Below are 14,302 nucleotides of genomic sequence, written 5' to 3'. Positions count from 1 at the left end.
CCCCACGCCTGCCACGAGACGGCCCCCCGCAATCTCATCACATGTCCCCCAGGACAGGCGATGCGACGCCCGCCCGCCGCCCCGCTCGTCACGCCACGCCCCTCCTGCGGACCCGCGGAAAGCCATACGATGCGCCGCCGCTCGCCCCCGCTCGTCACGCCACATCCCCCCGGCGGACCCGCGGGTCGACCAACCAGACCACCGCGTCGCACAGCGCCTGGCCGGCGATCGTCACCGCCGCGGTCGCGACCGCGATCGCCTGCACCAGCGCCGCGTCGGCCTCGTGGATCGCCGCGACCAGCAGCGCGCCGAGCCCGGGGATGTTGAACAGCTCCTCGATCACCACGCTGCCGACCACCACGTGCGCGAGCCGCTGGCCGACGCGCGCCACGATCGGCCCCACCGCGGCCCGCAGGACGTGCCGCTCGATCTGCCGCTCCGGCACGCCTCGCGCGCGCAGGCCGTCGAGGTGCGGCGCTGCCAGCTCGCGCTCGAACACCGCCCGGTAGTGGCGCACGTCGGGCCCCCACTGCAGCAGCGCCCACACCAGCGCCGGCAGCGCCACGTAGGCCAGCGGGCTCGCGCCGCCGCCCGCGAGCGGCCAACCGAGCACCGGGAACCAGCCGAGGCGGTGGGCCAGCACGTGCTGGGCCAGCACCACCACGATCACGCTCGACGTGCTGATCACCGCCGTCGACAGCCCGAGCAGCGCCTGGTCGACGATTCGCCGGCGCGCCGCCGCCAGCCCGCCGAGCACCGCCGCGATCGTCCCGAGCAGCCAGCCGGGCAGCGCGTAGGCCAGCGTCGGCCCCAGCGCCTGCAGCATCAGCGGCCCGGCCGGCCCGCCGCGCACGTGGCTCGCCCCGAAGTCGAACGTCATGGCGCTCGCGACCTGTTCCAGGAGACGTGTCCCGACGGCCCGGTCGAGCCCCATCGCCGCGCGCAGCGCCTCGCGCGCCTCCAGGCTGGCGCCGCGGCCGAGGCGGAGCGCGGCCGGGTCGGCCAGCCACTCGAAGGTCGCGAACACCAGCGCCGCCACCAGCGCCAGCGAGGCCGCCGCGACCACCAGGCGCCGCAGCACGGCCGGCCAGGGGATGGACGGGCGCGGCGACGACATGGCCCTTCAGACCGGTCGCAGCGGGAACGCGGCCTCGATGCGGTAGGCCGAGCCGCGGTGCGTCTTCGTGCTCGAGAACAGCAGCACGCGCTCGACCGGGAACAGCTCGGTGCGCATCAGCGCGTGCTCGGTGAGGTAGACCATCACGTCGTCGAGCTCGCAGTCGCCGACGCGGGCGATCGTCACGTGCGGGGTGAACTTGCGCGGGTCGGGCGGCACGTCGGGGACCTTGCGCAGGCAGGCGTCGACCTTCTGCCGCAGCGCGATCACCGGGCCCGGGTCGGCGAGCCCGGCCCACACCGACGTCGGCACGCCGCGCGGCGGGAACACGCCCATGCCCTTGAGGCCGAGCATGAACGACGGGCTGTCGAGCTCCTGCAGCGCGTCGACGATCTCGCGGTGGACCCGGCCGTCGACCTCGCCGATGAAGCGCAGCGTCAGGTGGAACTTGTCGGCGCCCTCCCAGCGGGCCTCGGGCAGGCCGTAACACATCATCTCGAGGTGGTCGTCGACCCCCTCCGGCAGATCGATCCCGATGAACAGGCGCGGCACCCGGCGACTATAGCGCGAACCGCCGCGCCGCGCTCACGGCGCTTCCGGCGGCTCGTGCGTCGGCCGCCCGCGGGCCAGCTTGCGCTGCAGGCTGCGGCGGTGCATCCCCAGCCGGCGCGCGGCCTCCGACACGTTCCCGTTGCAGTCGGTGAGCACTTGCTGGAGGTGCTCCCACTCGAGCTCGTCGAGCGGCTTGGCCGCGTGCGGGCTCGGCGGTTCGACGATGGTCGGCTCGACGCGCTCGAACGCCCGCAAAATCTCGTCGGGCTCGGCCGGCTTGGTCAGGTAGTACGTCGCCCCCAGCTTGATCGCCTCGATCGCCGAGGCGATGCTGCCGAACCCCGTCAGCACGACGATCGCCATGGTCGGGTCGAGCTTGCGCAGCGCCGCCACCAGCTCGAGGCCGCCACGGCCGGGCATGCGCAGGTCGACCACCGCGCGGTCCGGCGCCCACGCCTCCGCCTCGGCCATCGCGTCGTCGAAGTTGTGGGCGACGATGGCCGCGCAGCCGCGGCGGCGCAGCGAGCCCGCCAGGGCGGCGCAGAACGGCTTGTCGTCGTCGACCACGAGCACCGTGCTGTGGCTGTCTTCTGCCTCCGGCATCCCGCGCTCCTCCGCCGCAAGCATCCCTCGCCGGTGACGTCGCGGCAAGTCTGCGGGCGCGCGGCCTCAACCGCCGCGACCGTCGGTCGCACCCTCGCGCAGGGCCTCGCGCAGCGGGAAGCGGACGGTCGTCGTGGTCCCGCGGCCGTGCTCCGACTCGAGCTCGATCGTCCCGCCCAGCTTGCGCAGGTGGGCCCGCGCCAGGAACAGGCCCAGGCCCATCCCCTTGCCCTCCGGCTTGGTCGAGAAGAACGGGTCGAACGCGGCCGCCACGGCCTCGGGCGGCATGCCCACCCCGTCGTCGCGCACCCGCAGCAGCGCGTGGTCCGCGGCCACGTCGATCGTCACCCGCACGCCGGTGCTGCCCGGCTTGGCGCGGCAGGCGTCGATCGCGTTGGTGCCCACCGCGCGCACGATCTGCAGCACCACTTCTTGCGGCTGCGTCGTCGTCGCCGCCGCCCCGGCCGCCGACATCGCGATCGTCACCTCGCTGCCGAGCGAGCGCAGCGCCTCGCCGAGCTCGGCCAGCGGCCACGCCTCGGCCGAGGCGGCCAGGCTGCCGACGCGCAGCTCGGGCGACGACATCTGCTGCAGGATGTGCTTGCAGCGGGCCAGCTCGTGCCGGATCGTCTGCATCGCCTCGCTCTGCTCGCGCGGCTCCATCAGCGGCAGGTCGGCCACCAGCACGCCGATGGTCGCCAGCGGCGAGCCGAGCTCGTGGGCGGCGCCGGCCGCCAGGGTGCCGAGCGCGGCCAGCTGGCGGTCCTGCTGGGCCGTCATGCGCAGCCGCTCGAGCTCGGCGCGCTGACGCGCCAGCGACAGCGCGATCCGGTGCACGAAGTAGATCACGAACGCGGCCGAGATGCCGAACGCCACCCACATGCCGCGGATGTGGCCGAGGAAGTGCTCCTCGTGGCCGGGCGGGCCCACGGGCGCCGGGCCGAGCACGAACAGGCTGGCGAACCCGAGCAGGCACGCCCCGCCGATCGCCCACGCCCAGCCCGGCGACAGCTGGATCGCCAGCGTCATCGGCACGAAGTACATGCTCGTGAACGCGTTGGAGACCCCGCCGGACAGCGCCAGCAGGGCCGTCAGCGCCGCGGTGTCGAGCAGCAGGTGCGTGCCCGCGAGGGACATCGTCGCCCGCCCGCGGGCCAGCACGCGGCGCGACACCCACAAGTTGGCGACCGCCATCAGCACGACGACGATGCTGGTCCCGATCGGCTCCGGCGGCGGCGGGAACCACGACACGATCTGGCGGAACAGCGTCGGCCGGACCGCCTGCAGCGTCCAGCCGAGCGCGATGAGCCCGAGCATCACCCAGCGGGCCACCACGAACAGCCGCAGCGTGATCTGGACCGAGCTCGTGAGCCGTTGCATCGCGCGACCATGCCACAAAAGTCGCGCCGTGGTCGGACGCGCGCGGGCTTGCGACCGCCGGTCGCGCCGGTGTGCTACCGTCGCCCCATGTGTCGCGTCACCGTCGCCTGTCTTATTCTCTTGTCCGCCTGTCCTTACCCTGCCCCCGCCCAAGGCACCTGGGAGATCGTCGAGAAGGGCCTGCCCGGGGCGCTGATGAGCGTGTGGGGCAGCAGCGCCGAGGACGTCTGGGTGGTTGGCGCCGACGCCGGCGACGGCCCGGTCGTCAAGCACTGGGACGGCGACGCCTGGACGGAGCTCGACGCCGGCGGCCCCGGGCACCTCTGGTGGGTCAGCGGCCTGGACGACGGCGTGTGGATGTCGGGCGACGGCGGGCGGATCCTCCGATATGACCGACGCGACATGTCCTTCGAGTCATGGACGGCCCCCTCTCCCGAGCGCCTCTACGGCGTGTTCCCGCTGGCCGAGGACGACGTATGGGCGTGCGGCAGCGACGAGCAGAACACCGCCGGCGTGATCTGGCGCTATGACGGCGCTGCCTGGGCTGCGCCGGCGGACCTCACCCCCGAGCTGATGGAAGGCTTCGCCTGTTTCAAGATCTGGGGATGGCGTGCCGACGACCTGTGGTTCGTCGGCTACGGCGGGGTCGCCCTCCACTACAAGAAAGGCACCTGGAGCCGCGTCGAGCTCCCGTCCGATCGGCCGCTGTTCACCGTTCACGGCGCCGCCGGCGACGTGTTCGCCGTCGGGGGTGCGGTCTCGGGCTACATCGTCGAGCTCCGCGACGACGGCGCCCGCGACGTCACGCCCAAGGGGGAGGTCCCGCAGCTCGCGGGGATCTACGCGAGCGGATCCGCCACGGTCGCGGTCGGGCTCGAGGGTGCGGTCTGGGAGCGCGGGGATGACGGTGTTTGGACCGCGATCGAAGCTGCTCCGACCACGCCGCTGGAGTACCATGCCGTCTACGTCGATCCCGCCGAAGGGATCTGGGCAGTGGGGGGCCGGATCTATACCGGCAACCTGAGCGACGGACTGCTCACCCATTACGGCTCCCCGCTCCCGCAGTGAACGCTTACACCAGCCTCTTAGCCCACGCATCGGTAGTCCCAGATGACACGCAGCCAACCCCTCCTCTCGCTCCTCGCAGTCGTCGCCCTCGCGTCCGCATGTGACAGCGACGGTCCCCCACCCTGCCCGACCACCGCCGGCACGATCTGCACCTGGGCCGGCGACGGCGAGGCCGGGTTCAACGGCGACGACGAGCCGCTGTCGGAGGCCCGCTTCTACTGGCCGGCCGACGTCACGATCACCCGCGGCGGCCAGTTCTACATCCTCGACTATAACAACCATCAGGTCCGCCTGTTGACCGAGGAGGGCACGCTGAAGACGGTGATGGGCACCGACTTCGTCGGCGACGGTCCGTTCGACCTGTCCGACCTGACGCAGCCGGGCTCGGCCGGCACCGACATCAACCTCAACCATCCGACGCAGATGCTCGAGGAGGCGGGCGGCACCCTGCTGCTGGTCTCGTGGCACAACCACAAGATCCGCCGCTACGACCCGAAGACCGGCAAGGCCTACGTGATCTGCGGGCGCGGGGCCGGCTACGCGGGCGACGGCGGCCGGGTCGACGACCCCGACGCGCGGCTCAACCAGCCGTCGGGCGGCGTGCTCGACGAGGACGGCAACCTCTACCTGCTCGACCAGCGCAACCAGCGGATCCGCCTGCTGTCGGCCGATGGTTCGATGCTCACCACCGTCGCCGGCTCCGGCGAGATGGGCTACGACGGCGACGGCGGCGCGCCGATGGCGGCCAAGTTCCACTTCCCGCCCGGCAGCAACCCGCCGCCGGCCGGCACGCTGGCGCTCGACGCCGAGGGTCGGCTCTACGTCGCCGACACCCTCAACCACGCGATCCGCCGCGTCGACTTCGCCGCCGACACCATCGAGACGGTGGCCGGCACCGGCGAGGCCGGCTACGGCGGCGACGGCGGCCCGGGCACCGCGGCCAAGCTCAACAACCCGCGCGACATCGAGTTCGGCCCCGACGGCCGCCTCTACATCGCCGACGAGCTCAACCACCGCGTCCGCGCCCTCGACGTCGAGTCGGGCGTGATCACCACCGTGGCCGGCAACGGCCGCGCCGAGTTCAGCGGCGACCGCGGCCCCGCCGTGGACGCCGGCCTCAACCGCCCGACCGGCGTCGCCTTCGACGCCGACGGCACCCTCTATATCAGCGACAGCCACAACCACCGCGTCCGCACCGTGGTCCCTGGCAAGTAACTTAAGTACAGGAACTTAAAGCCATGTCCATCAAGACCTCCGCCACCCTGCTCTCGCTCGCGGCCCTGACCCTCGCGACGAGCCCCGCCTGCGATCGCGGCGACGAGCGCTGCCAGCCCGGCCCCGGCAAGATCTGCAACTTCCTCGGCACCGGCGAGGCCGGCCTCGGCGACGACGGCCTCGACCGCGAGGACACCCAGCTGTATCTGCCCCAGGACGTCACCTTCGCGGCCGACGGCCGGCCCTACGTGCTCGACTGGAACAACCACCGCATCATCGCGGTGGAGGCCGACGACACCGTGACGCGCGTGGTCGGCACCGGCGAGCTCGGCGACGCGCCCGACGGCGACGCGCTGAGCACCAACCTCAATCACCCGACCCACCTGAGCAACTCGCCCGACGGCAAGCTCATCATCGCCGCCTGGCACAACTCGAAGATCATCGAGTTCGACACCAAGGCCGGCACGCTGACGACGATCTGCGGCAACGGCATGCGCAGCTACGGCGGCGACGGCGGCCCGGCCAAGGACGCGATCCTCGACCTCCCGGTGGCCACCGCGTTCGACGCCGCGGGCAACATGTACATCACCGACCAGGCGAACCAGCGGATCCGCAAGGTCGGGGTCGACAAGGTCATCGACACCTTCGTCGGCACCGGCATGGCCGGCTTCAGCGGCGACGACGGTCCGGCGGCGGCGGCCCAGATCAAGCTGCCGGGCGGGCAGTCGGCGCCGCCGGCCGGGCGCCTGGCGATCGACGGCGCCGGCAACATCTTCCTCGCCGACTCGGGCAACAACCGGATCCGCAAGATCGACCCCGAGGGCGTGATCACCACCTACGCGGGCAACGGCGACCCGACCTTCGGCGGCGACGGCGGCCCGGCGCTCGCGGCCTCGCTGTCGCGCCCCAGCGACATCGACCTCGACCCCGACGGCAACCTCTACATCGCCGACACCGACAACTCCTGCGTGCGCAAGGTCGACACGGAGGGCGTGATCACCACGATCGCCGGCCAGTGCGGCAACCCGGGCTACGGCGGCGACGGCGGCCGGGCCGCGGCGGCCCTGCTCGACCGCCCGTACGGCGTCGAGTGGGAGGACGGCCTGCTCTACATCGCCGACACCCACAATCACCGGATCCGCGTCGTCGGCCTCGAGTGATGCCTGTCCTTCGGGACATCCTCGTCCGGGCAGCGCCGAGCGCCGCGCTGCTCGCGGCGCTCGCGTGGGCACAGGCGACCTCGGCCGGCAACGTCGGCCTGCCGCGCACGCCCGTGCTGCACAAGGGCGAGGCGTGCCTGACCCGGGTCGACCGCAGCGTCGACCCCGTCGTCCACCTCGAATACACGATCCCCTCGGTCGACATCTGCCTGTCGCCCGACGAGCCGGCCGACAGCCGCACCCACCAGTTCGTGGCCTTCTGCCGCGACGCGCCGCCGGAGGCGATCCCCCACTGGCTGAGCCTGGCCGACGTCCAGGTCAACATCGACTCCGGCTACTTCGACCCGGCCGAGCTGAAGCCGGGGCAAGTCGTCGAGGACAGCCCCTACTTCGCCGACTGCTGGTGGCCGATCACGACCGCCGCCGAGCGCCGGCCGATCACCTGCGAGGCCGCGCGCCCGGGCGTCGACTGGGACACCTCGGCGCTCGCGCCCGGCGCCTACGTCGTGGCCGGGTACACCTACGAGCCCACGCTCAACGACTGGACGCCGCGCCGCGGGGTGTTCCGCGTCCACGACGGCGACCTCGACGCGGCGCCGCCGGCGGCCGCGATCTTCACCACCGCGGTCGACGTGTGGTACGGCGACCCGGTCCGGCTGGCCGCGTGCGTCGACGCGATGCCCGGCTCGACCTGGCGCCTCGAGTACGCCGAGATGCCCGACGAACCGCGGCTCGAGCTCGACTGGCAGACGCTCGTCCCGGTCTCGCCGGTCGAGTCGACCGAGTTCGGCATCGAATTCGTGCTCGACGACGCCCACGCCGACGTCCGCCTGCACGTGCGCCTGGTCGTCGAGGACCCGGAGGGCCGCACGACCATCGCCCACATGCCCACCCCGGGCACGGTGCTGATGCGCAAGCAGACCGGCGTGACCGGCAGCGGCGGCGACGAGCCCAACGACTTCGACTTCTGCCGCGACAACCCGGCCGCCGACGACCTGCCGGATTGCGGCACGACGAGCGAGTCCGAGTCGTCGGGGGCGACGACCGACGCGCCGGGCGACGGCTGCACGTGCAACGCGAAGGCGCCCGGCGGCCCGGCGCTCGCGCTGCTGGTCCTCCTCGGGTGCGGCCGCCGGCGTCGCCGCTGAGCCCCGCGGGCTCGCCGTTTCCGGCTCCGGGGCCAGCGGCGCCTCACCGATGGCCGCCATCCGTGGTCCTACCATTGCGGCAGGTCCCGCCCATCGTGCGCTGTCCATTGTCCGCAGCAAGCTCGACGCTCGCCCCTGCGCCGGCCCAGCGACCGGCGCGGAGGGGCCCCAAGCCGTCCCGGACGCCTACTGCTTCGTCACCGTGATGGTGGCGGAGTCCGAGGGGGTGCTGGGCACGTTGTCGCTGTCGGTCACGCCGCCCGTCACCGTGTTCGTGTGGCTGAAGCTGCAGGTGTCGCTGGGGATCCGGCCGACGAACGAGCAGGTCGTGCTGCCGCTCACCGCGACGTTCCGCGGGACCGTGCAATCCGTGCTCACGACCTGCTCGATGCCGGGCGAGGGGCCGTGGGGCGCGGTGATGTTGCCGAACCTGTCGTCGCTGAGCGTGTTGACCGTCAGGGTGTCCTTGGTGGAGTTGTTCTGCACCACCACCTGATAGGTCACGTCCATCGTACAACTCTGGACGCTCTTGAGCAGCGTCGGCGGCACGAATTCGTCGGTGATGGTGACGGACGCCGAGGCCGAGTTGCAGATCGGATTCGGTACCCCGACCTGAGTCACGCAGGCCTCCACCGTGTCGGTCACCACGTCCCCGGGATCACCATCCACGAGCGCCTTGAACGTACAACTGGCGGTCGCGCCCGGCCCGAGCGGCTCGCCGTCGAGGGCGAGGCAGGTGTTGTCGGTGACGTCGGTGTTGGCAGGATCGAGGAGATCGCCGTACGGGTCGTCGTCGATGCTGTCGATGGTGACGGGCGCGGTGTTCGAACCGTTGGTGATCTCGACCGTATAGGTAGCGATACCGCCCGGCTCGACGAACTCGGTGGGCGTCACGCGCTTGACGACAAGGAGGCTCGCCGGCACGACCACGACCGGGACCGTGAAGTTGTCGTCGCACACGCACTTCGACTTGGTGTCCGGGAAGAACTCGAACTCGTCGGTATTGGGGTCGCAGACCGTGCCCGCCTTGTTGTGCCAGCTGGTGCAGTTCGGCAGCCGCAAGAGATTGGTGCCCTGCGCCGCCTCGCAGAGGACATTCTGGAGGGTGAAGGTGAACGAGTACGTGCCGGAGTTGAGGTCGCCGCAGGCGTCGCCGTCGAGGTCCAGCACGGACCCGTTGGGCGGGGGAGGGGGCTCGAGCGCGCTGAGCGAGCATTCGTCCGTGGACCCGTCGCCGCGGGCGCTGTCGCCGCCCTCCGTGTTGAACCAGAAACCCACGTCGTAGCGAGAGTTCGCCGTCACGACCGTCTGGAACGTGGCCTCGAGGTTGAACTCCGTGCCCGCGACACAGGTCGCTGGCGAAACCGAGGTCGCCGAGGAGATCCGGACGTCGTTGGCCGTGCAGTTCAAAGTCCCACCGCCCACCTCCGACGTGAACACCTCCTGCATACAGGCAGCCGGCTGAGTCGTCGGACCGTTGTCGACCGCGAAGGCGGGCCGAGCCCCCAGGAGCGTGCCGGCTCCGGCGAGGACCGCCATGCTCATCCCACGCGCCACCATGTGCTTCGATTTGCAACTGCGCAACTTCATGATCACACCTTCTCTCTTTTCGATGCTCGTCCTCGCGGACGGGCTGCTCTCCGGGCTCCTCGCCCATGTCCTTCGTGTACGCGGACCCCGGCCTTTATCGGGGGCCACGCGCGGATGTATTGCTCGCAATCAGCCTCCACGGCCCGGTCCGAACCGGCGGACCGACTCGACCGACCCGGCCACGATCATTCGCTCGCCCCCTCGCACGCGCCAGCGACCCTTGGAGGGGTCATCTCGATTTTCGTACCAGGGGGATCTACCTCGTCTGCCGCGATTGTACAGTGAAGACAATCACTCCCGCTGGCCCCGGGTGCCAGGAAGCACCGTTCGAACAACGTCGTCGCCGAGGCACGAGCGCGACGCAAGGCGCACGTCGGCCCCCGCCAAACGGGCGAAGTTCGCCCGGTCCCGCCAAACCTCGGGCCTACTGCTCGACGCGCGAGCAGCCGGACGAATGACCTCAGTCGCCCCGCGCTCCTCGCTCGGCGAGCAGGTCGACGAAGTCATTGCATGTCTCAAGGGCCAGGCCATGACAGTACAAGCCTCTCTCCGTTCGCGCCCGTCGAATCGGCGATCGCAGCCCGACGGCTCGGGCGACGCTCCTCGACCCGAACAACCATGGCTCAGGTTGTACCGGAGACCTTGAGCGTGATGATGGGGAGCACGAGGGAACGGCGGCATGCGATTGTATCCCACCGGATCGCCCTCGCCCCGATCGAGCCAACGGCGCGGCTCGTCGTGCATCTGGCCGCTCGTCGCCGTCATTGTGCGCCGCGACGCAATCTCGGCCACTACGGGCCCGGATGAACCGGCAGCGTGTCTCGCAGGCCATGTCCTCTCCGTCAGGAGCAGCGGACCATCGCACTGCGGGCTCGGGCCGGGACGGCCTTCGACCTGCGAAATTACGCTCCGCCACGTCGCGGAACTGACAACGAGCTCGAGCGGCCGGCGAGCCCTCGGGCGTCGGCGAAGCCGGCGCCGATCGGTCTCGTCCCGCTCTCGGGGCCCGCTCTCGCGGCGTACGACAGGCGGGGCAGCCGCCGCGCGAATCTTCGGCCCTGTCCTCGCAGGCAGGTTTGAAAAGCGCTCGATGGCACAGTCGGATCCTCGTCCGACGATCGGTCGAATGTCCGCAGCGCGTCAGGGCCGAGCCGCTCGGCCGCTAGCGAACGCTTCGCGGACATCGCGCGGCGCCGGGGCTGTGCGCCGCCTCGCATCCGCGCCCGCAGCCGCTCGCCGCTCACCCGGCGAAGCGGTCCAGCCATGCTGATGTCCTATTGAACATGTCCTCGACGCCAGGCGCCACGAACAGCTGCGGCTGCAGGTCGGCCGGCGAGTACTCGGTCGCCGCGATCGCGTCGAGATCGAACGCGCGGTGCTCCGTGTGCAGCACCGCGCGCTCGATCTCCTCGACCGACGACAGCAGCCCGGCGCCGAACGCTCGCACCTCGCCCTCTTCGCGGACCAGGCCGAACTCGAGCGTGAACCAGTACACGCGCTCGATCGCCGGCAGCGCCGCCTCGCTGGCGCGGAGGGCCGCGCGGCCGAAGCGGCGGTTCAGCGCGGCCACGCGCGGGTCGGCGAGCGTGGCCGCGTGGCCGACCAGCTCGTGGATCACGTCGGGCTCGGGCGTGTACCAGGGCCGGCTGGCGTGGCGGATGTACTGCGTCGACAAGAAGGTGTCGGCCGCCAGCGCCGCCAGGAATTCGCGGGCCGCGATCAGGCCCGCCACCGGTCGCAGGCGCATGCCCGAGGCCGCGCGCAGGCGCGACGACACCCCGGCGAGCTGCGGGACGTGGCCGGTCGGCAGCGGGAACCGGCCGAGCATCGCCTGCACCTCGCGGGCGGCGAAGCGGCGGTGCAGCGGCGCCAGGGCGGTCGTCACGGTCCGCCACACCGCGTGTTCGGCGGCGGTGTACGGCGCGTCGGGGATGGCGCCGTCGCCCGCGTAGCTGTCGGCGATCCGCGCGATGTCGTCGCGCCGGGCGCGGTACGAGCGGTCGTGGAAGCCGGGGTGATCGGGAGCGAGCTCGACGTGGAACATGCGGACCTGCTGGGGATTGGGGGGACTCCCGCGGCAGGCCGATCCGCACACGACGAAGGGCTTGCCCTCGGCGGGCGGCCCCTCGTCGGCGCGACGAGGTGCTACGCCCGCGCGCCGCCATAGCGATAACCACCCACGAGGGCGGCATCGATTCGGGGCGCGAGGGCGAGGCTCACGAGTTCACCATGCCGCGTCCCGGCGAGCCCGTCAATCGGCGCCGGCGACGCCGCGCACGGACGCCGCTGCCGAGCCCCCCGCTCAGGCGCCGAGGCGGGCCAGCGCGTCGTGGAGCCGCTCGAGGAACAGCCCGAACGCGAACCACACCGGCGCATAATCGAGCCGCACCAGCCCGTGGACGTGCCAGCGCGCGTAGCTGTAGTCCCACGGGCAGCGGCCGGACACGGCGCGCAGCAGGCGGCCGAACGCGTATTCGACGGCGAAGATCGCGGCGGCCCACAGCGCGCCGCGGAGCGGCCACGGCCAGTGGCGGATCCACTCATGACATGGCTCGAAGGCCAGGCCGCCCAATCCGTACAGCGGGAACATCCACAAGTAGGTGTGCCCGGCCAGCTTCCACCGCTCGGGCGGCGTCATCTTGACGCGCACGCGCGGGTCGAGCGGGTCCTTGCGGGTGCCGGTGACCAGCTCGTACGCGGCCGTCCACACGATCTCGGCCGCCCAGCCGATCACCCCGTAGACGAGGAATCGCAGCAGCACTCAGCGGGCCCCCACGGCGATGATGACGACGAGCGAGCCCACGTCCTTGCCCTTCGCGACCTTGGCGATCCCGACCCCGACGGCGCCCGCGACCGGCTCGGACCACAGCTTGACGCCGTCGAGCGAGGCGAAGCTCGGCGCCAGCACGCGGTGGGTCTCGACGCGGGCGAACCGGTGCTGCTCCAGCAGCGCGTCGTACTGCTTGGTCGCGCGGCCCTCGTTGCCGGACGCGATGCCGTCGGCGAACGCCTGCGCCGCCTCCGACAGCCCGCGGTGCCAGCCGATCGCGGCCAGCCCCTTCTGCTCGCGCAGCGCGTCGACGCGGTCGCGCAGGGCCTTGGGCATGTCGGACGTCGGCGCGTCGGCGCCGACCTTCGAGTAGTAGTTCTGGGTCAGCAGGATCGGTCGCGGCGCGTCCTTGGCGTCGGTCTCGGGCGGGGCGATGACCACGCCGATGCCGACGTGGGTGACGTCGGTGGCGAGGATGTTGACGCGGTGCCCGGGGCTCTGCATCAGCCCCTGGTGGATGGCCCACGGCCCGTAGCCGCGGGCCACGTTCTCGCGCACCACCGCCGACTTCACCCCGGCGCGGCCGAAGCGGTCGTCGACGTCGCCGGTGCTCGGCGACGTGTGGCCGACGAACCCGCTGCGCAGCATGTCCTCGCTGTGCGCCTGGGCGATCGCCGCCGCCTGGTTGTCCCACTGCAGCAGCGGCAGCCCCTGGCGCGCGCGGGTGTCGTTGAGCGCGGCGAAGTTGGCGCGCGCGACCTCGGCCGCGTCGACGCCGGCGTCCATCCGCTCGACCTCGATGCGCAGCGCGCCCGGCGGGTCCTCGCCGCAGTACAGCGGGAAGTTGGCCACGACCTCCGGTCCGTATGTCCCTTCGGCCAGGACCTCGACCTGGTAGGCCCCGCGCCCGCGCTCGCACGAGAACTGGCCGACGAACTCGCCGCGCGCGAGCTTGGCCGGGATCGGCGTCCACCGGCCCTGCGGGTCGAACACCTCGAACGACGGGTTCTGCCGCTTGCCGAGCAGGCGCCCGCGGATCTCCGCGCGCCCGTTCGCCGGCAGTGTCTTGGCCATCGGCTCGATCGCCGCCCCGCGCTCGGTCAGCGCCACCACCAGGCGGATCGTCCCGTCGGGCAGCGTCGACACCCCGGCCCCGAAGTACACGCCCCCGCGCGTCAGCTGGCGCACCGACTCGCGCGCGGCCTTGGCCAGCATCGCGATCGCCTCGCGGCAGCTCGGGCCGACCTGGTCGCCGCACGGCGCCCCGTCGCGCGGCAGCTCGGAGATCGCCAGCCGCGGCGGCGGGTCGTACAGCCCGACCCACGAGGTGATGCCGGTGATCAGCGCCCCCGGCACGTTGGTGCGGTCGGGCGCGGTGCGGGCCAGCTCGCGCGCGGCCTTGGACAGCCCGGCGTCGTGCCGCAGGCCCGCGCCGTTCATCGCCTCGACCAGCGCCGACTCGGCCGCGGTCAGCTTCTGCTCGACCGGCGTGCCGTAGCGCGGGGTCGCGGCGGTCGACAGCCGCACGTCCTCGACGGTGACGGAGATCCCGCGCACCCGCGGGGCCGTGGTCGCGCCGTCGGCCAGCACGCCGCCGGCCCCCCGCCCCCGCCCCCGCTGCCGCCGCCGCCGGGCGTGCCGGCGCAGCCTGTCTGTACGAACATGCTCGAGAGGACAAGTCCGAACGCACATGTCTTCA

Annotated in this window: 12 protein-coding genes; 4 read left to right on the top strand and 8 right to left on the bottom strand. The window is 72.1% G+C overall.

Features of this window, described 5'->3' with window-relative positions; genetic code table 11:
- Nucleotides 1–154 precede the first annotated feature (154 nt).
- The 4 genes from NAEX_RS28485 to NAEX_RS28470 all read right to left on the bottom strand — a co-directional run bounded on the left by NAEX_RS28485 (nt 155) and on the right by NAEX_RS28470 (nt 3,652).
- Nucleotides 155–1,117: an ABC transporter permease gene (locus NAEX_RS28485; RefSeq protein WP_096330629.1), complete on the bottom strand. Its 963-nt coding sequence runs from the start codon at nt 1,115–1,117 to the stop codon at nt 155–157.
- A 6-nt stretch (nt 1,118–1,123) separates the two neighbouring features.
- On the bottom strand, nt 1,124–1,669 hold the full coding sequence (thpR, locus tag NAEX_RS28480; protein ID WP_096330628.1) for an RNA 2',3'-cyclic phosphodiesterase: 546 nt from the start codon (nt 1,667–1,669) through the stop codon (nt 1,124–1,126).
- Between the two features lie 33 nt (nt 1,670–1,702).
- A complete protein-coding gene (locus NAEX_RS28475; RefSeq protein ID WP_096333760.1) occupies nt 1,703–2,272 on the bottom strand; it encodes a response regulator transcription factor in 570 nt (189 codons plus the stop codon).
- A gap of 66 nt (nt 2,273–2,338) precedes the next feature.
- On the bottom strand, nt 2,339–3,652 hold the full coding sequence (locus tag NAEX_RS28470) for a sensor histidine kinase (protein WP_096330627.1): 1,314 nt from the start codon (nt 3,650–3,652) through the stop codon (nt 2,339–2,341).
- A gap of 87 nt (nt 3,653–3,739) precedes the next feature.
- Between NAEX_RS28470 and NAEX_RS28465 the strand changes: the two genes are divergently transcribed.
- The 4 genes from NAEX_RS28465 to NAEX_RS28450 are packed head-to-tail and all read left to right on the top strand — an operon-like array spanning nt 3,740 to nt 8,243.
- The gene (locus NAEX_RS28465) at nt 3,740–4,720 is read left to right on the top strand and encodes a hypothetical protein (RefSeq protein WP_143140355.1); all 981 of its coding nucleotides are present in this window, start codon (nt 3,740–3,742) and stop codon (nt 4,718–4,720) included.
- A 42-nt stretch (nt 4,721–4,762) separates the two neighbouring features.
- Complete coding sequence (locus NAEX_RS28460; protein ID WP_096330625.1) at nt 4,763–5,935, top strand: SMP-30/gluconolactonase/LRE family protein; 1,173 nt, start codon at nt 4,763–4,765, stop codon at nt 5,933–5,935.
- Between the two features lie 23 nt (nt 5,936–5,958).
- A complete protein-coding gene (locus NAEX_RS28455; protein WP_096330624.1) occupies nt 5,959–7,095 on the top strand; it encodes an NHL domain-containing protein in 1,137 nt (378 codons plus the stop codon).
- Nucleotides 7,095–8,243: a hypothetical protein gene (locus NAEX_RS28450; RefSeq protein ID WP_096330623.1), complete on the top strand. Its 1,149-nt coding sequence runs from the start codon at nt 7,095–7,097 to the stop codon at nt 8,241–8,243. The genes NAEX_RS28455 and NAEX_RS28450 overlap by 1 nt, the downstream gene beginning before the upstream one ends.
- Nucleotides 8,244–8,429: 186 nt before the next feature.
- Here the strand turns inward: NAEX_RS28450 and NAEX_RS28445 are convergent, their stop codons facing one another.
- The 4 genes from NAEX_RS28445 to NAEX_RS28430 all read right to left on the bottom strand — a co-directional run bounded on the left by NAEX_RS28445 (nt 8,430) and on the right by NAEX_RS28430 (nt 14,193).
- Nucleotides 8,430–9,833, bottom strand: coding sequence for a COG1361 family protein (locus NAEX_RS28445; RefSeq protein ID WP_143140354.1), 1,404 nt, complete (start codon nt 9,831–9,833; stop codon nt 8,430–8,432).
- A 1,240-nt stretch (nt 9,834–11,073) separates the two neighbouring features.
- On the bottom strand, nt 11,074–11,877 hold the full coding sequence (locus NAEX_RS28440) for a phenylalanine 4-monooxygenase (protein ID WP_096330621.1): 804 nt from the start codon (nt 11,875–11,877) through the stop codon (nt 11,074–11,076).
- A gap of 258 nt (nt 11,878–12,135) precedes the next feature.
- Nucleotides 12,136–12,594 carry a putative ABC transporter permease gene (locus tag NAEX_RS28435; protein ID WP_096330620.1) on the bottom strand — a complete coding sequence of 153 codons (459 nt, stop codon included), beginning with the start codon at nt 12,592–12,594 and terminating at the stop codon, nt 12,136–12,138.
- The gene (locus NAEX_RS28430; protein WP_170136078.1) at nt 12,595–14,193 is read right to left on the bottom strand and encodes a CAP domain-containing protein; all 1,599 of its coding nucleotides are present in this window, start codon (nt 14,191–14,193) and stop codon (nt 12,595–12,597) included.
- Nucleotides 14,194–14,302: the final 109 nt, after the last annotated feature.

It is taken from the genome of Nannocystis exedens, assembly GCF_002343915.1.
GTDB classification, from domain to species: Bacteria; Myxococcota_A; Polyangia; order Nannocystales; family Nannocystaceae; genus Nannocystis; species Nannocystis exedens.
The sequence above is the reverse complement of the archived record's forward strand: the minus strand, read 5'-3'. Positions and strand labels throughout refer to the sequence as shown.